The organism is Amycolatopsis balhimycina FH 1894 (assembly GCF_000384295.1).
Classification (GTDB): domain Bacteria; phylum Actinomycetota; class Actinomycetes; order Mycobacteriales; family Pseudonocardiaceae; genus Amycolatopsis; species Amycolatopsis balhimycina.
The window spans coordinates 7,794,614-7,814,739 of sequence record NZ_KB913037.1 but is presented as its reverse complement, the minus strand read 5'-3'; the positions used below and the strand labels follow the sequence as shown (position 1 = coordinate 7,814,739).

Annotated in this window: 20 protein-coding genes; 8 read left to right on the top strand and 12 right to left on the bottom strand. The window is 71.6% G+C overall.

From position 1 onward, the window contains the following. The first annotated feature begins 669 nt into the window (after positions 1–669). Both A3CE_RS0136085 and A3CE_RS0136080 read left to right on the top strand, forming a co-directional pair. Positions 670–1,167, top strand: coding sequence for a DUF485 domain-containing protein (locus A3CE_RS0136085; RefSeq protein ID WP_020644972.1), 498 nt, complete (start codon positions 670–672; stop codon positions 1,165–1,167). Continuing rightward, a complete protein-coding gene (locus A3CE_RS0136080) occupies positions 1,164–2,756 on the top strand; it encodes a solute symporter family protein (RefSeq protein ID WP_020644971.1) in 1,593 nt (530 codons plus the stop codon). Before A3CE_RS0136085 ends, A3CE_RS0136080 begins: the two co-directional genes overlap by 4 nt. Positions 2,757–2,763: 7 nt before the next feature. Here A3CE_RS0136080 and A3CE_RS0136075 read toward each other — a convergent pair whose 3' ends face one another. Beyond that, a complete protein-coding gene (locus A3CE_RS0136075; RefSeq protein ID WP_020644970.1) occupies positions 2,764–3,330 on the bottom strand; it encodes a TetR/AcrR family transcriptional regulator in 567 nt (188 codons plus the stop codon). A 132-nt stretch (positions 3,331–3,462) separates the two neighbouring features. Between A3CE_RS0136075 and A3CE_RS0136070 the strand changes: the two genes are divergently transcribed. Next, positions 3,463–4,896 carry an MFS transporter gene (locus tag A3CE_RS0136070; RefSeq protein ID WP_020644969.1) on the top strand — a complete coding sequence of 478 codons (1,434 nt, stop codon included), beginning with the start codon at positions 3,463–3,465 and terminating at the stop codon, positions 4,894–4,896. Here the strand turns inward: A3CE_RS0136070 and A3CE_RS0136065 are convergent. The 5 genes from A3CE_RS0136065 to A3CE_RS57550 all read right to left on the bottom strand — a co-directional run bounded on the left by A3CE_RS0136065 (position 4,874) and on the right by A3CE_RS57550 (position 7,897). Further along, positions 4,874–5,218 carry a DUF3817 domain-containing protein gene (locus A3CE_RS0136065; RefSeq protein WP_020644968.1) on the bottom strand — a complete coding sequence of 115 codons (345 nt, stop codon included), beginning with the start codon at positions 5,216–5,218 and terminating at the stop codon, positions 4,874–4,876. The two genes, A3CE_RS0136070 and A3CE_RS0136065, sit on opposite strands and share 23 nt — an antisense overlap. Positions 5,219–5,228: 10 nt before the next feature. Beyond that, positions 5,229–5,612, bottom strand: coding sequence for a hypothetical protein (locus A3CE_RS0136060; protein WP_020644967.1), 384 nt, complete (start codon positions 5,610–5,612; stop codon positions 5,229–5,231). A 240-nt stretch (positions 5,613–5,852) separates the two neighbouring features. Next, a complete protein-coding gene (locus A3CE_RS0136055; protein WP_020644966.1) occupies positions 5,853–6,770 on the bottom strand; it encodes a lytic transglycosylase domain-containing protein in 918 nt (305 codons plus the stop codon). A gap of 116 nt (positions 6,771–6,886) precedes the next feature. Next, positions 6,887–7,369 (bottom strand): hypothetical protein, encoded by a 483-nt coding sequence (locus tag A3CE_RS0136050; protein WP_026469195.1) that lies wholly within the window; start codon positions 7,367–7,369, stop codon positions 6,887–6,889. Between the two features lie 360 nt (positions 7,370–7,729). Next, positions 7,730–7,897: a hypothetical protein gene (locus A3CE_RS57550; RefSeq protein WP_020644964.1), complete on the bottom strand. Its 168-nt coding sequence runs from the start codon at positions 7,895–7,897 to the stop codon at positions 7,730–7,732. A gap of 115 nt (positions 7,898–8,012) precedes the next feature. On the opposite strand from A3CE_RS57550, the gene A3CE_RS0136040 reads away from it, so the two are divergent. Beyond that, positions 8,013–8,786, top strand: coding sequence for a crotonase/enoyl-CoA hydratase family protein (locus tag A3CE_RS0136040; RefSeq protein ID WP_020644963.1), 774 nt, complete (start codon positions 8,013–8,015; stop codon positions 8,784–8,786). 212 nt (positions 8,787–8,998) lie between these two features. Further along, positions 8,999–9,529: a GNAT family N-acetyltransferase gene (locus A3CE_RS0136035; protein WP_020644962.1), complete on the top strand. Its 531-nt coding sequence runs from the start codon at positions 8,999–9,001 to the stop codon at positions 9,527–9,529. Here the strand turns inward: A3CE_RS0136035 and A3CE_RS0136030 are convergent. Further along, positions 9,526–10,662: a CaiB/BaiF CoA transferase family protein gene (locus tag A3CE_RS0136030; RefSeq protein WP_020644961.1), complete on the bottom strand. Its 1,137-nt coding sequence runs from the start codon at positions 10,660–10,662 to the stop codon at positions 9,526–9,528. The two genes, A3CE_RS0136035 and A3CE_RS0136030, sit on opposite strands and share 4 nt — an antisense overlap. A gap of 11 nt (positions 10,663–10,673) precedes the next feature. After that, positions 10,674–11,825 (bottom strand): acyl-CoA dehydrogenase family protein, encoded by a 1,152-nt coding sequence (locus A3CE_RS0136025; RefSeq protein ID WP_020644960.1) that lies wholly within the window; start codon positions 11,823–11,825, stop codon positions 10,674–10,676. Between the two features lie 94 nt (positions 11,826–11,919). Between A3CE_RS0136025 and A3CE_RS0136020 the strand changes: the two genes are divergently transcribed. From A3CE_RS0136020 to A3CE_RS0136010, 3 genes are all read left to right on the top strand, one after another. Beyond that, the gene (locus tag A3CE_RS0136020; protein ID WP_020644959.1) at positions 11,920–12,537 is read left to right on the top strand and encodes a TetR/AcrR family transcriptional regulator; all 618 of its coding nucleotides are present in this window, start codon (positions 11,920–11,922) and stop codon (positions 12,535–12,537) included. 82 nt (positions 12,538–12,619) lie between these two features. Then, positions 12,620–13,603 carry a hypothetical protein gene (locus tag A3CE_RS0136015; RefSeq protein WP_026469194.1) on the top strand — a complete coding sequence of 328 codons (984 nt, stop codon included), beginning with the start codon at positions 12,620–12,622 and terminating at the stop codon, positions 13,601–13,603. A 110-nt stretch (positions 13,604–13,713) separates the two neighbouring features. Further along, complete coding sequence (locus A3CE_RS0136010) at positions 13,714–15,324, top strand: succinic semialdehyde dehydrogenase (protein WP_020644958.1); 1,611 nt, start codon at positions 13,714–13,716, stop codon at positions 15,322–15,324. 105 nt (positions 15,325–15,429) lie between these two features. Here A3CE_RS0136010 and A3CE_RS0136005 read toward each other — a convergent pair whose 3' ends face one another. The 4 genes from A3CE_RS0136005 to A3CE_RS0135990 form a co-directional block, all read right to left on the bottom strand. After that, positions 15,430–18,444 carry a helix-turn-helix transcriptional regulator gene (locus A3CE_RS0136005; RefSeq protein ID WP_020644957.1) on the bottom strand — a complete coding sequence of 1,005 codons (3,015 nt, stop codon included), beginning with the start codon at positions 18,442–18,444 and terminating at the stop codon, positions 15,430–15,432. Between the two features lie 62 nt (positions 18,445–18,506). Next, positions 18,507–18,716: a hypothetical protein gene (locus tag A3CE_RS0136000; RefSeq protein ID WP_020644956.1), complete on the bottom strand. Its 210-nt coding sequence runs from the start codon at positions 18,714–18,716 to the stop codon at positions 18,507–18,509. 159 nt (positions 18,717–18,875) lie between these two features. Further along, entirely contained in the window at positions 18,876–19,079 is a 204-nt protein-coding gene (locus A3CE_RS0135995; protein WP_020644955.1) for a DUF397 domain-containing protein, read from the bottom strand. 12 nt (positions 19,080–19,091) lie between these two features. Then, positions 19,092–19,994 carry a helix-turn-helix domain-containing protein gene (locus A3CE_RS0135990; RefSeq protein WP_020644954.1) on the bottom strand — a complete coding sequence of 301 codons (903 nt, stop codon included), beginning with the start codon at positions 19,992–19,994 and terminating at the stop codon, positions 19,092–19,094. Positions 19,995–20,126 lie beyond the last annotated feature (132 nt).

The following is a 20,126-nucleotide window of genomic DNA, read 5'->3' as shown; positions in this document are numbered from 1 at the left end:
TCCCCATCCGGGCGCTGACCTGCGAAAAGTGCTTTCGCGACCGGACACGGGCCATGCCATTCCGCCTCACCGCGCCCGAAGAGGGAATTCCGGTTACCGGACGCGTGGGCCAGGAGCATCCGGTCGTCACCCGATTAGTCCATCAAGCGTAGCAGCATCCCTCGGACGATCTACCCTCCGTACCTCCAACGAGTGGGTCAAGTCCCAAGGTGTGCCCGATGTTGTGGCGTTGCGCCACAACCCGCCCCGACCCGGTGATTTCTTTCGAAACCCGGCGTTGACCAGTGGATCTTCCCCCATTTACCCGCGTTGGGCAACCCTCATGGCCGCCACCCGGGAGCGAATTCGGACACCCTCCGTGACCAGCCGAAGAGGCCAAACGGCGCAACTAACCCATTCGTCGCAGTACGCACCGCTTCCGGCGACATCCCGTCACAATTCTTTTCGCATTGCCGGTGTTCCGCTCACAGTCTTGCCGCCGGGTGCGCATTCGACGGGGCCGACAGGAAAACGAATACCACCTTTCGGCCCGGACGGCACGGCCAAGGGCGCCTTCGGTACCCGCCAACCGGCGTAGTTACGATGTTCCCTCGCAGTCCGCAAGGGCGGCCCGCGGCCCTGTCCGCAGGTGCCGGGCCCGCCGCCACGGAGGCACCTGCCGGAGGCACCATGTACGACGTCGCGCGCCCCGCGACGGGCAACGCCCTCGAGGAGACCGGCCAGCTGCCGGCCCTGTTCACCGGGGACCGCCCGTCCGGCGTCCAGTACCGCCAGCCAGCCGCCCGCACGGGCCCCGACTACCCGGCGATCCAGGCCAGCCCCGAGTTCGCCGCCCTGCGCCGCCGGTTCCGGTGGTTCGTCTTCCCGATGAGCTTCGCCTTCTTCGCCTGGTACATGACGTACGTGCTGCTGGCCGCCTACGCGCACGACTTCATGAGCCGCAAGGTGTTCGGCGAAGTCAACGTTGCCATCCTGCTGGGCCTCGGCCAGTTCGTCAGCACCGCGCTGGTCACGTGGCTCTACCTGCGCTACGCGCGCCGCCGCCTCGACCCGCGAGTCGCCGAGCTGCGGGTCCGCGCGGACAGTGACAACCGAGGCTTCGCCTCGGGCCAGGGGCTTCGCCACCCGGACCCCCGAAAAGCAGGCCTGCCGAAAGAGCGCCGATGACCGCGCTCGCGGCCGGCGGGGCGTCCGTGAGCGACCCGATCATCAACACCGTCGTGTTCGCCCTGTTCGTGGCGATCACGCTGTTCATCGTCTACCGGGCCGGCGCCCGGAACTCCTCGACGGCGGACTACTACGCCGCGGGCAGCGCCTTCACCGGCCGCCAGAACGGGATCGCCCTCTCCGGGGACTTCCTGTCGGCGGCGTCGTTCCTCGGCATCGCCGGCGCGATCGCCGTCCACGGCTACGACGGCTTCCTCTACTCCATCGGCTTCCTGGTCGCGTGGCTGGTCGACCTGCTGCTGATCGCCGAGCTGCTGCGCAACACCGGCCGGTTCACGATGGGTGACGTCATCAGCTTCCGGATGAACCAGCGCCCGGTCCGGGCCGCGGCGGCGACGTCGACCCTGGTGATCTCGCTGTTCTACATGCTGGCGCAGATGGCGGGCGCCGGCGGCCTGGTCGCCCTGCTGCTGAACATCCACACCCGGCTGGGGCAGGCGCTGGTGATCGGCGTGGTCGGCCTGGTCATGGTGCTGTACGTGCTGGTCGGCGGGATGAAGGGCACCACGTGGGTGCAGATCGTCAAGGCCGGTGTGCTGATGCTGGCCGTGGTGCTGATCGCGGTGTTCCTGATCGGCAAGTACGGCTTCAGCTTCTCGAACCTGCTCTCGGCCGCGACCGAGAAGAGCCCGCTGGGCGAGCACCTCCTGGAACCGGGCGGCTCGTACGGCAAGGACGACACAACCAAGCTCGACTTCGTGTCGCTCGCGCTGGCCCTGGTGCTGGGCCTGTCCTCGCTGCCCCACCTGCTGATGCGCTTCTACACCGTGCCGAACTCCATGGAGGCGCGGCGCTCGGTGGTCTGGGCGACGGTGTGCATGCTCATCTTCTACCTGTGCACGCTGGTGATCGGCTTCGGTGCGGCCGCGCTGGTCGGCTCGGACGAGATCAAGAGCGCGCCGGGCGGGGAGAACTCGGCGGCACCGCTGCTGGCCCTGCACATCGGCGGGACGCTGCTGCTGGGCGTCATCGCGGCGGTGGCGTTCGCGACGATCCTCGCGGTGGTGGCCGGCCTGACGATCACCGCGTCGGCCTCGTTCGCCCACGACGTGTACGCGAACATCTTCAAGCGCGGCAAGGCCGAACCGGAGGACGAGGTCCGGGTGGCGCGGCTGACCGCGGTCGTGGTCGGCGCGCTGGCGATCGTCGGCGGGGTGCTGGCGAACGGGCAGAACGTCGCGTTCCTGGTGGCGCTGGCGTTCGCGGTGGCGGCGTCGACGAACCTCTCGACGCTGCTGTACTCGTTGTTCTGGAAGCGCTTCAACACGACGGGCACGCTGTGGGGCATGTACGGCGGCCTGATCGCATGCCTGGTCCTGGTGCTCTTCTCGCCGGTCGTCTCGGGTGCCCCGGACTCGATCCTCAAGAGCGTCGACTTCGCCTGGTTCCCGCTGAAGAACCCGGGGCTGGCGTCGATCCCGTTCTCGTTCCTGTGCGGGTTCGTCGGCACCCTGGTCGGCAGGCCGAAGGCGGACGCGGAGAAGCAGGCGGAGATGGAGGTCCGGTCGATGACCGGCATCGGGAGCTGAGCCGCGGTCAGGCGCGCAGGCCGTCCAAGATCACGTTCAGCACGCGCTTGCCGTCTTCGGGTGTGCAGTTGCGGACCGCCATGCCGGCGCCGTGGCCCAGGCGCAGGACGTCGGTGCCCGTGACGTCCTTGCGGACCAGGCCGGCGTCCTGCGCGGCCTCGACGAGCGTGCCCGTCGCCTCCCGCAGGCTTTTCTGGCAGTAGAGGAAGGTCTCGGAGCCGGCGTCGATGGACTCCTTGAGGATCGTCGCCAGCTTGTGCCGCTCGACCACCCAGGTCACCTGGGCGAGCAGCCAGGCTTCGAGTGCCTCCCACGGGCCCAGCTCGTCGTGCAGGACGAACGCGCGGTCGGCGAGCACCGTGATCTCTTCGCGGTAGACCGCTTCGAACAGCTTCTCGCGCGTCGGGAAGTGCCGGTAGAGCGTGCCCGCGCCGACGCCGGCCTTCTTGGCGACGTCGTCCAGCGGCACGTCGGCGCCGTGCGTGGTGAAGAGGTCCTTCGCCGTCGCGACGATCCGTTCGTAGTTGCGGCGCGCGTCCGCCCGCATCGGACGCTCCGTGGTCCCACCCGGCATCCCGGCCTCCTCGCCACTAACCGGAGAGATTCTCCGAATTAACTTGCGCATCCGGAGACACTCTCCATATTATCGGATCGCACGCAAGCGGAGAACATCTCCGCTTCTTCTTACTCCGTGGGGGAGTATCCCTTGTCGCACCAAACGCTCGACCGTGCGCCCGCACCGGCCGCACCCAGGCGCAGCGGGCTGGTCCTCGCGATCATCCTGACCTGCCAGCTCATGCTCATCCTCGACGCGACGGTGATGAACGTCGCGCTCCCGCGCATCCAGTCCGACCTGGGCTTTTCCGCCACGGGCCTGTCCTGGGTGATGACCGCCTACAGCCTGGTCTTCGGCGGCCTCCTGCTGCTCGGCGGCCGGGCGGGCGACCTGTTCGGCCGGCGCCGCATGTTCGTCGCGGGCACCGCGCTGTTCACCCTCGCCTCACTGGCCGGCGGCCTCGCCGACTCGGCCACGCTGCTCATCGCCGCCCGTGCCCTGCAGGGCGTCGGCGCCGCCTTGGCGGGCCCGAGCACCCTGGCGCTGGTCACCACGACGTTCACCGAGACCAAGGCCCGTGTCCGGGCACTGGCGCTGTTCTCCGCCATGTCCAGCGGCGGGTTCGCGATCGGCCTCATCGTCGGCGGCCTGCTCACCGAGTGGATCTCGTGGCGCGCCGCGCTGTTCATCAACGTCCCGTTCGGCCTGGCGATCGTCCTGCTCGCGCCGCGTTTCGTCCCCGAACCGCAGCGCCGCCGCGCACACCTCGACCTGCCCGGCGCGATCACCGGCACGCTCGGCGTCGGCTCGCTGGTGTTCGCCTTCACCCACGCCGCGTCCGACGGCTGGGGCAACCCCGTGACGCTCGGCTCGCTCGCCGCCGGCCTGGCGGTGCTGGCCGGGTTCGTCGCCATCGAAGCGCGCAGCGAGATGCCGCTGGTCCCGCTGCGGCTTTTCGCCGACCGCAACCGCAGCGCGGCCTACGTCAACTTCTTCCTCGGCCCGATGGCGATGATGTCGATGTTCTTCTTCCTCACCCAGTTCATGCAGGACATCCGGCACTTCGCAGCGCTGGCCACCGGGTTCGCGTTCCTCCCGATGGCGGCGCTGATCTTCACGATGAGCCGGCTCGTGCCGCGGCTGCTCCCCCGCTACGGGCCGAAGCCGCTGGCCATCACCGGGTCCCTGCTGATGGTCACCGGCCTCGCCTGGCTGGCGCTGCTCACCACGGACAGCGCGTACTTCCCGGCACTGTTCGGGCCGCTGCTGCTGATGGGACTCGGTGTCGGGCTGTCGTTCGCCCCGCTCAACGTGATCGTGATGGCCACCGTGCCCACCGACGACGCGGGCGCCGCGGGCGGCGTCCTGCAGACCATGCAGCAGGTCGGCAGCACGCTCGGGCTGGGCGTCCTGATCACGGTGTTCGGCTCGGTGACCCGCTCGTCGGGCTCGACCGGGGCTCAGCTCACGGTCGACGGGATGACCGCCGCGTTCACCACGTCCGCGGTGTTCGCGGTGTGCACGGTCCTGGTGGCCCTGACCTTCCGCCGTCAGATCGCGGCTACAGCTTCTGCCCGGCCTTGACCTTGTGCGTCACCCGGCGCTCGACGAGGAACGAGACGAACGGGACACAGCCGGCCAGCAGCACGAGCACGGTGCCCTTGATCGACCAGCGGGCCTTGATCGCCAGGTCGATGGTCAGCACCAGGTAGATCATGTACAGCACGCCGTGGATCGGCGAGTAGATCGCCGACGGCGTCGGGTTGCCGAACGCGTAGCGAAGCACCATCACGAAGCACAAGCCGAGCAGGCCGACGCCGGTGACGTAGGCGGCGGTGCGGAACCGGACCAGGGGGCCGGAAAGCGGCACCGCGGTCTGCGCGGCACCTTCGGTGCTGGTGGTCATCGGGTCGTCCTCACTCTGCGGCCTGCTGGTCGCGGGCGTTCAGCTCGCGCAGGTAACGGTTGTACGCGGCCAGCTCCTCGTCCTCGTCCTGTTCCTGCTTCGGAACATCGGGACGGGGACGGGGGGCGGGCACCTCGGCGACGGGGACCGGGGCCGGGCGTTCGTTCGCGGTGCCGTCGGCCTCGGCCTTCTGCCGGAGCTGGCGGATCCGCCAGAACATGAAGGCGGGGAACAGCCCGAACAGCGGCCACTGCAGGACGTAGCCGAGGTTCTGGAAGGTGCCGTTCGCCGAGGTGAAGCGGTCCCACTGCCACCAGGCGAGCCCGCAGCAGACGAGCAGGCTCACCAGGCACGTCGCGACGATCGCGATCCGGCGGCCCCAGGGGGATCCCACGGGCGGAGGGGATGCTGGCACGGCTTTGACGCTAGCACTGAGCGGCCGAGCGGACCCCGGCCCCCGCCCTCTCCGGGGGGCGTCCCCGAGTCCAGTCTACCGGCGGCTGCCGACAACCCGGGCCTCGGCGACCGGGCAGCGCCGAGTTGTCCACATTCGACCCCGCCTGTGGATGGACTGTGCCGCCTGGGCACAACCGTCGGCCAGGTCGCCGGCATCCGGCCACCCGCGAAGAACCGCTCAACCCTGTTTGCGCACCGACTGGGCCGCCTTGGCATACCCGTCCGCCAGGCCGAACACCTTCTGCGCGTACTCGGTCGAGTTGTTGTACGACAGGATGCCCGCCCACCAGCCCGACGAGCTCGCCATGTCCCGCCCGCCCGCGCAGAGGTAACGGGCCGCCGCCAGGGCGGCGTCGTCGATCTGCTGGGGGTCGCCGAGGCCGTCGCCGTTGCCGTCGGAGGCCCACTTGCGCCACGTACCGGGAATGAACTGCATCGGCCCGACCGCCCGGTCGACGCCCGCGTCGCCGTCGTAGCGGCCGCCGTCCGTGTCGCCGATCGCCTGGACGCCCGCGGAGCCGTCGAGCGGGACGCCGACGATCGGCTTGGACGGCCGCCCGTCCGCGCCGAGCACCGCGCCGGCGTACTGGCCGTGGTTGGACTCGATCCGGCCGATGCCGGCCAGCGTCGCCCACGAGATCCGGCAGTTCGGCTGGCCCGCGCGCATCGCCAGCTCGGCGTTGCCGTAGGCCGACAGCGCCCGCGCCGGGACGCCGGTGACCGCGGCGACCCGGCTCGCCCACTGCGCGAGCGTCGCCGGGCCGGTGTCACGCGAGCGGGCCTGCTGCGGGGCGGTCTGCTGGTCGGCTCCACCGGCCACCGCGCCGCCGGCCGGGGCGACCGACCCCGGGCGGACGTCGGCCGCCTTGACCTGCAAAGCGGGGATCTCGGTGGTGGTCGGGCTCGCCTCCGGCGTCGATGCGCGGGTGACGAGCCAGACGCCGCCGCCGGCGACCGCCAGCACGGCGAGGACGACGATCAGCCGGGTGAGGACGGCCACACCCGCGGAGCGCGGCGACGGTGCCGGGGCGGCGGGGGCGGCTTGGTCGACGGCGTCGATCCGGTCGTCCTCGGTCTTTCCGGTACTCCTGCGCACGAAACTCCGGTCCTCCGGCGTGATTGTCGACGAATGCTCAACGAGCCCGCGCAGGTTAGCGTTACGCGGGACGTCGAGATCCTCTCACCACGCCGGTTCACCCGGCCGTGCCGAACTCAAGCGGACTTCTGCTGGCGCGAAAGCCGCGCCACGCACCAGGCCGGGGCGCTGCCTCGGCGCAGGTGCTGCAGGACGGTCATCGGCCCGAGCCGGCGGCTCAGGTCGGACGGCGCGAGCCCGGCCGCCCGGTAGTCGAGGGCCCGCTGGTCGAGCGGGCTGATGCCGGCGTCCCACCACTCCTCGGCCTCGGCGACGCCGCCGACCATCTGCCACCAGCCCGCGGCGGCCGTGAGGAGCTCTTCGGGCACCTCCGGCAGCCGGCTGCGCATCGCGGCGAGGTAGCCGGGGTCGGCCGACTCGACGGGGACGAACCGCGACGATCCGGTCCGGGCGCGCTGGCCGGGGATGCCCGGGGCGGCTGGGGGAGCGTCGGCCAGCCACGCGGACGCGATGCGGTCGACCTCTTGCTCCTCCGGGGTCCTCTCGCGCTCGGCGGCCCACTGCCGGATCAACGCGTCCACTCCGGGATCTCCGGTCATCCCTGCCTCCTTGGTAGGTCCCCGACGGACAGGCCCTGACGCCTGTCCCACGCGGTGGTGCCGCACGCACCAACCTGCACCTTGCTGAGTGGAAACTGCCTGCGTATCGGGGTTCTCCGAGGGGGTGGCGAACCACCCGATCACGCAATGTGAGCACCGTAGGGCCGGGGTGGTCTTCTTCGCCAGACCCCGGCTGCCACGAATTCGCCGACCTGCGCGTTTTGGGGCGCAATCCACCCGGATGGTCGAGCGTGGAGTCCGAAATCCGAGATCGGTGACGCTGGGTGATTTACCGTCCGCTAACACGCACGGTAGCCACCGGCGCCGCCCGAAGCGGGGCCGGCGCGCGGGTCCGGCAGGTCAGGAGAAGAGCGCCCGGACGAACGTGACGATCGCTTCGGCGCCGTCCTTGAGCCAGCCGAGGACGCGGTGCACGAAGTCGGCGGACTGGTGGGGCTGGGTGATGAGGAAGAACAGCACGAGCGCGACCACACCCACGATGAAGATCTTCTTCACGCCGCCCGACATGTGCGTCCTCCCCGGCTCGCCGTCCCCGTCCTGGGAGTGGCCACCCCAATACTCTAGGGAAGGCTTGCCCGGAAGACACCTCGATCAACCCCGGTCGATCAACCCAGGAGCGGCGATGGCCCCCAACGTGCTGGTCCGGCGCGACGGCGTGGTGACCACGATCACCATCGACCGGCCGTCCGCGCGCAACGCCGTCGACAGGCCCACCGCGGCGGAGCTGGCCGCCGCCTTCCGCGCCTTCGACGCCGACCCGGACGCCGCGGTGGCGGTGCTGACCGGGGCCGCCGGCACGTTCTGCGCGGGCGCGGACCTCAAGGCGATCGGCACTGACCGGGTGAACCGGACCCACCCGGACGGGGACGGCCCGATGGGGCCGACCCGGATGACGCTCGGCAAGCCGGTGATCGCGGCGGTGCACGGGCACGCCGTCGCGGGCGGGCTCGAGCTGGCCTTGTGGTGCGACCTGCGCGTCGCGGACGCCACGGCCGTGTTCGGCGTGTTCTGCCGGCGCTGGGGCGTCCCGCTGATCGACGGCGGGACGGTGCGGCTCCCGCGCCTGATCGGCCAGTCCCGGGCGATGGACCTGATCCTCACCGGCCGCCCGGTCGAGGCCGCCGAGGCCCTGGACATCGGCCTGGCGAACCGGCTCGTGCCGGCGGGCGAAGCCGTCTCGGCGGCGCAGGAGCTGGCTCGGCAGCTCGCGGCGTTCCCGCAGGCCTGCCTGCGCGGCGACCGGCTTTCGGCACTCGGCCAGTGGGGAAAGTCCGAAGAGGACGCCCTGGCCGCGGAGTTCGGCGCGGCGATGGGCACCGGGACCCTGGCCGCGGAAGCGGTCGACGGCGCGGCCCGCTTCGCCGGCGGCGAAGGCAGGCACGGCAGTTTCGCGTGACGAAAGAGGCATCACGCGTGATCAGCGGGTCATCTCGCGTGATTGAAGAGGCATCACTCGTGCTTGAGGGGTCGACACGGCGAAACCTGTGGGCCCGGTCGTGTCGTCGCCTCAATCACGCGTGTCGACCCCTGAATCACGGGTGATGCCTCTTTCGGCGCGGGTTCCGCGTGGCGTCGTGGTTCCGGTCAAGCGGCCGATAAGGTCTCCGGATGGACGACGAGGTCTCCGGAGTCGTGCTCCGGCCCGTGGCCGAGGCCGATCTCGACCTGCTCGAACGGCTGACCAACGATCCCGCCGCGACGGGCGAACACCAGTGGTTCGGCTGGCACGACCCCGGTTACCTGCGCCGCCGGTGGCAAGAGACCGGGATGCTCACCACCGAGAACGGCATGCTGGTGCCGACGCTCGGCGGCCGCGTGCTCGGGCTGGTCTCCTGGTACCGCAGCCGCACCGGGCCGACGTCGTTCTGCTGGACCATGGGCCTGGTCCTGGCGCCGGAAGCCCGCGGCCACGGCTACGGCACCGCGGCCCAGCGGCTGCTCGTCGAATACCTCTTCGCGCACACGCAGCTGAACCGCGTCGAAGCGACGACCGAGATCGGCAACCGCGCCGAACAGCGCTCGCTCGAAAAGGCCGGCTTCACGCGCGAAGGCGTTCTTCGCGGTTACGGCTTCCGTGACGGCGAGTGGCGCGACAGCGTCGTGTACTCGGTCGTGCGCTCCGACCTCGCGAAGAGCTAGGCGATCACCCCGGCTTCGCGCAGCGCTTCGAGGTCCGTGACGCCCAGTTCCGCGAGCACCGCCTCGGTGTCGGATCCCTTGGCGCGCGGGGCTTCCGGCGTGCCCGGCGGCGTCCGGTCGAACCGCGGCGCCGGCGCGGGCTGGACCATGCCGCCGATTTCGACGAACGTGCCGCGGGCGGCGTTGTGCGGGTGGGACGGCGCTTCGGTGGGCGAGAGCACCGGCGTGAGGCACGCGTCGGTGCCTTCGGCGCGCGCGACGAGGTCGTCCCGGGTGTGCTGGGCAATGGCCTCGGCGACTATTTCGCGCAGCTTCGGCCACTGCGTTTTGTCGACGTGCAGCGGCAGTTCATCGCTGTTGAGCCCCAGCACGCGGACCAGGTCGCCCCAGAACCGCATCTCGATCGCGCCGACGGCGACGTACTTGCCGTCCGCGGTTTCGTAGGTGTCGTAGAACGGCGCACCGCCGTCGAGCATGTTTTCGCCGCGCTCTTCCGACCAGAGACCGGCCGCCTTGATGCCGTGCAGGCTCGTGGTGAGCAGCGCGGCGCCGTCGACCATCGACGCGTCGACCACCTGGCCGCGGCCCGAGGTGTTCCGTTCGTACAGCGCGGCCAGGATGCCCATCGCGAGCAGCAGCCCACCGCCGCCGAAGTCGCCGACGAGGTTCAGCGGCGGCACCGGCCGCTCCCCCGCGCGGCCGATGGGTTCGAGGGCGCCGGCGATGCCGATGTAGTTGATGTCGTGCCCGGCGGCACGGGCCAGGGGGCCGTCCTGCCCCCAGCCGGTCATCCGGCCGTAGACGAGCCGCGGGTTGCGGGCGTGCACGACGCCGGGACCGAGCCCGATCCGCTCGGCGACGCCCGGGCGGAAGCCCTCGATGAGCACGTCGGCGGTGTCACACAGCTTCAGCACCAGCTCGACGCCCTCGGGCGTCTTGGTGTTGATGCCGACGGACCGGCGGCCGCGCGCCAAGGGGTCGGCGCCGATGCCGAGGATGTCCTCTCCCGGCGTCGCGCGGTCGACGCGGACGACGTCGGCGCCGAGGTCGGCGAGGATCATCGTGGCGAAGGGCCCGGGCGCGAGCCCGGCGAGCTCGACCACCTTCAGGCCGCTGAGCGGACCTGCCTTCATGAGCGCACCTTTCAGAGCGAGCGGGAGATGATTTCCTTCATGATCTCGCTGGTGCCGCCGAAGATCCGGGAGATCCGGACGTCGGCCCAGGCCCGCGCGATCGGGTACTCGGTCATGTAGCCGTAGCCGCCGAAGAGCTGCACGCAGTCGTCGATGACCTTGTTGACCCGCTCGGTGGTCCACAGCTTCGCCATCGCCGCGCCCTGGACGTCGAGCTCGCCCTTGAGGTGCCGTTCGAGGCACTGGTCGAGGAACGCCCGCGCCACCGCGGCCTCGGTCGCCGCCTCGGCGAGGGTGAACTTGGTGTTCTGGAAGGAGAAGATGGGCCGGCCGAACGCCGTGCGCTCCTTGGTGTACTCGAGCGTGAGGTCGATCGCCGCCTCCATCCCCGCCACCGCCGTGACGGCGATGATCAGCCGTTCCTGAGGCAGCTGCCGCATCAGCTGGACGAAGCCCTGGCCTTCGGCGTCGCCGAGCAGGTTGGCGACCGGCACGCGGACGTCGTCGAAGAACAGCTCGGCGGTGTCCTGGCCCTTCATGCCGACCTTGTCGAGGACGCGGCCGCGGCGGAAGCCCGGCGTGGCGGTCTCGACCACGAGCAGCGAGACGCCCTGCGCGCCGGCGTCCGGGTCGGTCTTGCAGGCGACGATCACCAGATCGGCGTGGAAGCCGTTGGTGATGAAGGTCTTCGCGCCGTTGAGGACGTAGTGGTCGCCGTCGCGCACCGCGCGCGTCTTGATCCCCTGCAGGTCGGAGCCGGTGCCCGGCTCGGTCATCGCGATCGCGCCGACCATCTCTCCGGTGGCCAGCTTCGGCAGCCACTCCCGCTTCTTCTCTTCCGAAGCGTAGGCGAGCAGGTAGTGCGCGACGATTCCATTGTGGACGGTGACGCCCCACGCGCTGTCGCCGGCGCGCGACTGCTCTTCGTAGAGCACGGCCTCGTGCGCGAAGGTGCCGCCGCCCCCGCCGTACTCCTCGGGGATGGACAGGCAGAGCAGGCCGACCTCGCCGGCCTTGGTCCACAGCTCGCGGTCGGCCTTCTTCTCCGCCGCCCAGCGTTCCTGGTGCGGGACGACCTCCTTCTGCAGGAACGACCGCGACAGCTCGCGGAGGTCTTCGAGCTCGGTCGTGCTCCACGAGCTCTTCGGGAGTTGCAGCGGCACGGGACCCTCCTGCTGGAAAACATGACGATCGGCATGTAAGTTCTGATCGGAATGTACATCCGTTCCGGCCGGTAGGTAAAGCAGGGAGGCCGCGGTGACCGAGACGGCGCACCGGACGCAGGCGCAGCGGCGCGAACAGACCCGCACGGCGCTGCTGGACGCGACCATCGACTCACTGGTCGAGGTCGGCTACGCGCGCACCTCGGTCCAGGAGATCTGCGCCCGCGCGGGCGTGTCGAAGGGCGCGGTGCAGCACCACTTCACCGCGAAAGCCGAGCTGATGGCGGCCGCGGTCGAGCACCTGACGACGAAGCTGCGCCGACGGCTCGCGGCCTCGCTGGACGATCTGCCCGGCGGCGGCACGGGCGTCGCCGCGGCGATCGACCTGCTGTGGGCCGGCTACTCCGGCACGCTCTCGACCGCCGTCACCGAGCTGTGGGTCGCCGCCCGCACCGACCCCGAGCTGCGCGCGGCCATCCGCCCGGTCGACCGCGCGCTCGGCCGCGCCACGCTCGAACACGTCACCCAGGTCGCCGGCGAGCTGCCGCCCGAACGCGCCGAACTGCTGTTCTGGCTCACCGTCAACCTGACTCGCGGGCTGGCCCTGGACGCCGAACTCGGCGGCGACCCGGCCCGGCGCCGTCAGCTGCTGGACGAGTGGAAGCGCATCGCCGTCCTGCTCTACCAGGACGCCGTCACTGAGCCGAGTTGACCAGCACGGCAGCACAACGCTGTTTTGCCCCTTATCCCGCGGGCGGATTCGTGGTCCAATCCCCCGGAACGAGGGGAGTTCCATGACTGCCACGCCGTATCCGTACCCTTACGGCCCGCCCCCGGCGCAGCCGCGGCAGCCGGCGCCCGCCGACCCGGGCGCACTCTTCCGGCTGCTCGCCGGCATCCTCGGCATCCTCGCCGCGGCCCTCGTGGTGGCCGGGTCGTTCCTGCCCCAGACGTCCTTCGAGCAGATCATCAACGGCAAGACCGACAGCAAGCAGACGATCAGCGCGTGGTCGCGCTCGTTCGACGTCGAACCCGGCGACGAGGCGAAGAAGTTCTACGACAACACCCACGTCGCGCGCTACGGGATCCCGCTGACCACCGGCGCGGTGGTGCTGCTGGCCGGCGCCGGGCTGGCGTTCGCCGGCGCCCGGCGCTCGGCGGGGAGCAGGGTGCGCTCCGGTGCGCGGACGGCGCTGGTCGCCGGCGGCGCCGGGGTCGCCGCGGCGGTGTGGATGCTCGGCATGGACGTCTCGGCGACGTTGAGCTACGAGTCCGACGACGGCGGGCTGAAGTCGCACTACGCCACCGGGACCGGGTTCTGGGTGCTGCTCGGCGGCGGGGTCGTCGCCCTGCTGACGCTGGTGTTCGCGGTGCTGGCCGGACGGCGGGCGCCCGCCGCGGCCCCGCCCGGGCCGTACCAGCAGCAGCAGTCGCGCCCCTACCCTGGACCGCCCCAGCAGTTCGCGGGGGCGCAGCCGTACCCGGGCGCGCAGCCTTACCCGCCGTCGCAGCCCTTCCCCGCGCAGGCCGGCGGGGCGCCGTACCCCGGTGGGACGCCGCCCTACGCCGCACCGCCGTCCCAGCCGTTCCCGGCGCAGTCCGGCGAGGCGGCACCGCCGTCGCAGCCTTTCCCCGCCCAGCCCGGCAGCGTGTCGCCGCGGCCCGACGACCCCTACGGCGGCGTCACGCAGGCGCAGTCGCCGCCGGCGCAGCAGCCGCCCACGTCGCCGACCGAACCGAACTACCAGCTGCCGCCCCTGCACCCACCCAATACGTGAATCTTATTCACATCAAGCTGGACATCTGACGTACCGACGGTATGGTGAACTCGTCGGTAACCCCTGCGCGGCGTTCGCGCGGACTCCGGACGCCGCGGAACGGAGACGTCATGACCAGCACGACCCCCGCGAACGCGAGCGAAACCACCCCGTTGCCGCCGACCGTCGGCGGAGTCGCCGGGGCGCCGGACTCGGCGCGGGCGGCCCGGCTCGTCGCCCGCGTGGCGGGCGGCGCCGACTCGGCGCCGATCCGCATGCGCGCGCCCTTCACCGGGCAGCCGATCGCGACCCTGCCCCAGGCCACCGACGCCGACGTCCGCGCGGTGTTCGGCCGCGCGCGGGCCGCCCAGCGGGCGTGGGCGGACCGCTCCCCCGCCGAGCGCGCCCGGGTGCTCACGCGCCTGCACGACCTCGTGCTCGACCGGCAGGACGAGGTGCTCGACCTGGTCCAGGTCGAAGCGGGCAAGGCCCGGCTCGACGCGTTCGACGAAGTCAGCGCGACCGCGCTCGTCGCGGCCTATTACGGCAAGCACGCCGCGAAGATCCTCGCCCCGCGCCGCGTCGCCGGCGTCATCCCCGGCCTGACCCGCGCGGGCGAGATCCGGCACCCGAAGGGCGTCGTCGGGATCATCTCGCCGTGGAACTACCCCTTGGCGCTCACCGCGATGGACGTCCTCCCGGCGCTGGCCGCCGGCAACGCCGTGGTGCAGAAGCCGGACAACCAGACCGCGCTCTCGGCGCTCTGGCTGCACGAACTCGCCGAGGAGGCCGGGCTGCCGGCCGGGACCTGGCAGATCGTGCTCGGCCGCGGGTCCAAGATCGGCACCGCGCTGATCGAGGAGTCGGACTACCTCTGCTTCACCGGCTCGACGCCGACCGGCAAGGAACTCGCCGGGCAGGTGGCGAAGCGGCTGACGTCGTACTCGCTTGAGCTCGGCGGCAAGAACCCGATGGTCGTGCTGCCCGACGCCGACGTCGCGAAGGCCGCGACGGGCGCGGTGACGGCGTGCTTCTCCTCGGCCGGGCAGCTGTGCGTGTCGGTCGAGCGGATCTACGTCCACGAGGACATCCGCGACGAGTTCACCCGGGCGTTCGTGGCCCGCACGGCCGCGCTGAAGCTCGGCGGCGCCCTGGACTACCAGGCCCAGATGGGCTCGCTGACGTCGGAAGAGCAGCTCGCGGCGGTGTCGGCGCACGTGGAAGACGCCCGCGCGAAGGGTGCTTCGGTGCTCACCGGCGGCCGCCCCCGGCCGGACCTCGGCCCGCTGTTCTACGAACCGACAGTGCTTTCGGACGTCACCCCGGACATGCTGCCGTTCGCGGCGGAGACGTTCGGGCCGGTCGTGTCGATCTACGGCTACACCGACGTCACCGACGCCATCGACCGCGCCAACGACACGCCGTTCGGGCTCAACGCCAGCGTCTGGTCCCGCAACGGCCGCGCGGGCTGGGAGGTCGCGGCCCGCCTCAAGGCCGGCACGGTCAACGTCAACGAGGGCTACGCGGCGACGTTCGGCAGCGTCGGCGTCCCGATGGGCGGGATGAAGGACTCCGGCGTCGGCCGCCGCAACGGCGCCGAGGGCCTGCTGAAGTACACGGAGTCCCAGTCCATCGCCCTGCAGCGCGGCCTGGCCCTGCGGCCGCCGCGCGCGATCCCGGGCTCACTCTGGTCCCGCGGCATGACATTCGGCCTCAAGGCCCTCCGCCGCCTCCCCCGCTGACGTAACCCGTAACTCGCGTGATCCGGGCCGGATCTCGCGTGATTGAAGCCGTAACGGCTTCAATCACGCGAGTTACGGCTTCAATCACGCGAGTTACGGATCTGATCACGCGGTGGGGGCGGTCAGGAGGCCGCGGTCGTAGGCGATGGCGACCGCTTCCGCGCGGCGGCTCGCGCCGAGTTTCGCCATCACGCGGGACAGGTGCACGCTCACCGTTTTTTCGCTGATGTACAGCTCTTCGCCGACCTGGCGGTTCGTGCGGCCCAGGGCGACGCGCTCGAGGACGTCGCGCTCCCGGTCGGTCAGCGGGTCGGTGACCGACCGGACCGGGGCCTGCGGTTCGGCGCCCGCCAGCTCGACGCGGGCGCGGTGCGCCAGGTCCCGGACGGCGTCGCGCAGCGGGATCGCGCCCAAACGGACCGCGACCGCGTGGGCCGACTCCAAAGCCTCGCTCGCGTCGGCGTCCGCGCCCAGCAACGCTTCGGCCTCGTGCCAGCGGCAGATCGCCTGCTCGTACACCGCGCCGTAGCCGAACGCCTCCGCCGCGGCCGCCCACTTCGCCGGGTCACCCCGGCCGGGCAGGCAGGACGCCGCCGCTTCCAGGCGGGCCAGCCACGCCCGGCCCTCCGGCCCGAGCGTGCCCGACCGCGGCTGCCCGACGACCGAACACATCCGGCCGTGCGCCAGCATCCGCTCGCCCGCCGCCACCGCGGCGTCGGCCCCGGCCTGGTCGCCGCGGACCCGGGCGTCGGCGGCCAGCGCGGCCGCGGCGGACACGCCGAGCGCGGCGGCCCGGATGCCGGCCAGCAGGGCGGGTTCGATGCGCTCCAGCCAGCCGATCAGGTCTTCGGCCTGGAGCACGGCCTCGGCGTGATTCCCTCGCCAGTACGCCAGCTCGATGCCGGCACCCCCGGCCGACAGCGGGATCTGCATGTCCGCCGCCCAGTGCTGCCGCAGTCCGACGAGCAGCTTCGCGGCCTCGTCGAACCGGCCGCGGGCGACGACGAACAGCGACCAGATGGCCAGGATCCGCGCGGCGACCGCGCTGGACACCCCGCGCCCGGCCCGGCCGGCGCTCTCGTCGGGCCAGTCGCCGATCAGGTAGCGCAGCAACAGCTGCCGCGCCCGCAGCTCCAGCCCGTAGACGCTCCAGCTCAGCCCGGCTTCTTCGGCTCGCGCGACGCCTCGCCCGGCGTGCTCCAGGGCTTGGGTGAACTCGGCCTGGTCGTCGTAGCTCAGTGCGAGGAAGTAGACCGCGCGGATCTCGGTGTTCGGCGCCTCGGCTTCCCGCGCCGTGCTCTCGGCCTGGCACAGCCGCTCCCGCGCCTCGGCGGCGTTGCCCGCGGAGTCGGCCAGCGTGCCCAAGGTGACCAGCGCCGAAGCCTCCGCACCCGCCGCGCCGACCGCCTGCGCGTCGGTGACCGCGGTGAGCGCGCTGTCGAGCGCCGCTTCCGGCTGGTCGAGCACCCGCAGGAACCCGGCGCGGCTGGCCAGCACCCACGCCCGCGTCCCGCTCGGCTCGGCGTCCTTCACCAGGTCCCAGGCACGGTCGATGGCCGCGGTCGCCTCGTCGAGCGTGCCCTCCAAGGCGAGCAGCGCTTCCGCCAGCCGCCGCCACGTCCTCGCCGCGCGGTCGGCCGGGGTGTCCGGCCGCAGGGCCTGGGTGGCCGACCGCGCGAACGCGGCGGCGCGCTCGGGCTCGCCGGACGTCCCCGCGAAGTACGACGCCTCGTGCAGCAGCCGCAGCTCGTCGAAGCCTTCGGGCCGGTCCGCCGGGGCGACGGCGTCCCAGATGGACAGTGCCTGTTCGACGTGCTGCAGCGCCGACCCCGGCGCGCCCAGCTTCTCGGCTTCGGTCATCGCGCGCAGCAACGCCGGCAGCGCGGTGACCAGGTCGCTGCTCTGCAACGAGTGGTAGGCCAGCTTCGCGTCGTGCCCGCGGCCCTGCGGCCGCGCCTTGATGCGGGCGGCATAAGCCGCGTGCGTGCGCGACCGCTCCCCCGGCAGCAGGTCGCCGTACACCGCTTCCTGCAGCAACGCGTGCCGGAACGTGTAGGAGCCGTCGGAGAGCACCACCAGGACGTGGTGCTGGACGGCTTCGCGCAGTGCCTCGTCGAGTTCGAGGTCGCCCAGCCCGGAGACGTCGGCGAGCGCGGCGTGCATGACCGGCTCGTTGGCCACCGAGATCACCCGCGCCACCCGGCGGGCGTCCGAGGAGAGCCGCTCGAGCCGGGACAGCAGCACCTCGGCGAGCCCGGCGGGCAGGTCGTTGCACTCGGTCTTGGTGGCGAGCAGCTCTTCGGCGAAGAACGGGTTGCCCTCGGAGCGGCTGACGATGTCGGCCACGACGTCCGGCGGCAGCGGCTCGTCGGCCAGCGCTTCGACGAACTTGCGGGCGTCGACGGCGCCGAAGGGGTGCAGGTCGACGCGCTCGACCGTGGCGAGCCGGACCAGTTCCGAGAGGAGCCCGCGCAGCGGATGGCGCCGGTGGACGTCCTCTTCGCGGTAGCTGCCCACGACCAGGAGCCGCTGCGCCCGCAGCCTGCTGAGCAGGAAGGACAGCAGGTTGCGGGTCGAGGCGTCGGCCCAGTGGAGATCCTCCAGGAGGATCACCACCGGGCGTGACTCCGCGACCTCGGTCAGCACCCCCAGTACCGCGTCGAACAACTGCAGCTGACCGAGATCCTGCTCCAGCCGGGGACGCACCATGGTCTCCCGGTCGTTGGAGGTCATCGGCGGGTGTTCGGCCGCCCGGGGCTCCTCGAAGCCTTGCCCCTGCGGCAGCAGCCGCCCGAGCGCGGGCCGGGCGCGCACCGCGGCGGCGATCACCGGGTCCGCCGAGCTGCCCAGCGGGGCGAGCGCTTCGGCGAACGGAAGATAAGGAAGACCGCCCTCGCGGACGTCGATGCAGCGGCCGGTGAGCACCAGCCCACCGCCCGCCTCGGCGTGCTCGCCGAGCGCGGTCAGCAGCCGGGTCTTGCCGACCCCGGCGTCCCCCGAGAGCAGCACCGCGCCGGCTTCGCCACGTTCTGCCCTGGCGAAGGCGGCGCGGAGCCGCCGCATCTCGTGGGTACGGGCGACGAGCGGGATTCCGGAGCCGAGTCGGGGCACGAGGAGCATTGTTGCCTACCCCACCGACAGTTTCCGACCGCTTATCGCCTTCGACACCATCACCGGCCCCCTTACCGGGCGGTCTCGCCGACGCCCGCGGCCTCCCGCGCGGCTTCGCGGCGCTGCTGCGCCGGTACCTCGACATCCGTCCTCGCGGCCCTGAAGTGGCGGGCGGCGCGGCGGGCGCGGACGGCCCAGGCGCTGCGCCCGGCCTTCCGCATTTCCTCGGCCCGGTAGGCGGCTTCGGCCCGGACCGCGTCCAGAAGCAGATCGCTGTGCATCGTGTTCCCCTGTCCCTGAGTTCTCTTGTTCGGTAGCACTCAGGTTCGTCCTGAGGGGGCACCTCAGGCATCGGGTGATCACGTAGGCCTGACCGCGAAAAGACCCCTTACTCCCGGCCGAGCCCAGCTCGGCGGGGGTAAGGGGTCTTTTCAAAGGCCTCAGTCGTGCGCCGGGCCGCCGGTCCGCACCGCGGCCAGCAGCCCCCGCCAGCCCGACGAAGGCAGGCGGAACGCACCCCCTTCGGGGTCCTTCGAGTCGCGCACCGCGGCACCACCGGCGACGAACGCGACTTCGACGCAGTCGTTGCCGCCGCCGCTGTGGCTGCTCTTGCGCCACCGCGCCCCGGACAGTTCGGCTTCCATGGTCCCCACTCCTTACTGTGTCCTCGGTTCCAGTTGGTGCACCGGAGCCGGTACGGCCGCCTGTTCGGCGAACCGTCCGGCGGCCTCGGCGATCAGTGCCACCGAGTCGTCCGGCTTCAGTGCGGCCGCGCGCAGATGGTCGAACATCAGCCCGTAGCGCCGGACGTCTGTGGGTTCTTCCAGGTAGAGGCCGCTGGACGTGCTGTCGTCGACGTAGACGACGTCCGGGTCGGCCTGCTCGGGGAAGCCCATGATCAGGAAGGGACCTTCCATGCCGGGGTGGGCGCCGGCCCCGAACGGCACGACCTGGACGGTCACGTTCGGCTTCTCGGCGACCGCGACCATGCGGTAGAGCTGCTCGGCCATCACCTCGGGGCCGTCGACCACCCGGCGCAGCACGGCTTCGTCCATCACCGCCCAGTACTCCGGCGGCGGTGTGTCGGACAGCAGCTCCTGGCGCGCCATCCGGGCGGCGACGCGGCGCCGGATCTCGGCCTCGTCGGCGTCCGGTCGCAGCGCGCGGATCACCGCGCGGGCGTACCGCTCGGTCTGCAGCAGCCCGGGCACCAGCAGCGCCTGGAAGGCGCACAGTGAGCTCGCGTCGGCTTCCAGCCCGACGAAGGTGCCGGTGAAGACCTCGTTGTAGGCGTGCCACCAGCCACGCTTGCGGGCCTCCCTGGCCAGCTGGACGAGCGCCTCCTGCTCGTCACCGGTGATCCCGTAGAGGGCCAGCATGTCCCGGGCGTCGCGGGGGGTGACCCCGACGTGGCCGGTCTCGATGCGGCTGATCTTCGAGGCGGAGCACTCGAGCTTCTCGCCCACCTCGTCGATGGTGAGGTCGGCGGCTTCGCGGAGCCGGCGCAGCTCGCCGGACAGCCTCCGGCGGCGGACCGTGGGGCTCTGTCCCCTTGCCATCGCGGTACCTCCGGATGTCGACGGCGTCGTGGCCGTTCGCTTGCTTCCTGCATCTAACCAGCCGGGCGCGAACCCGGTGGAGCATTAACGGGCGTCGATTCCCGGGTCGGATCTGCAATTTGCAGAATGCTT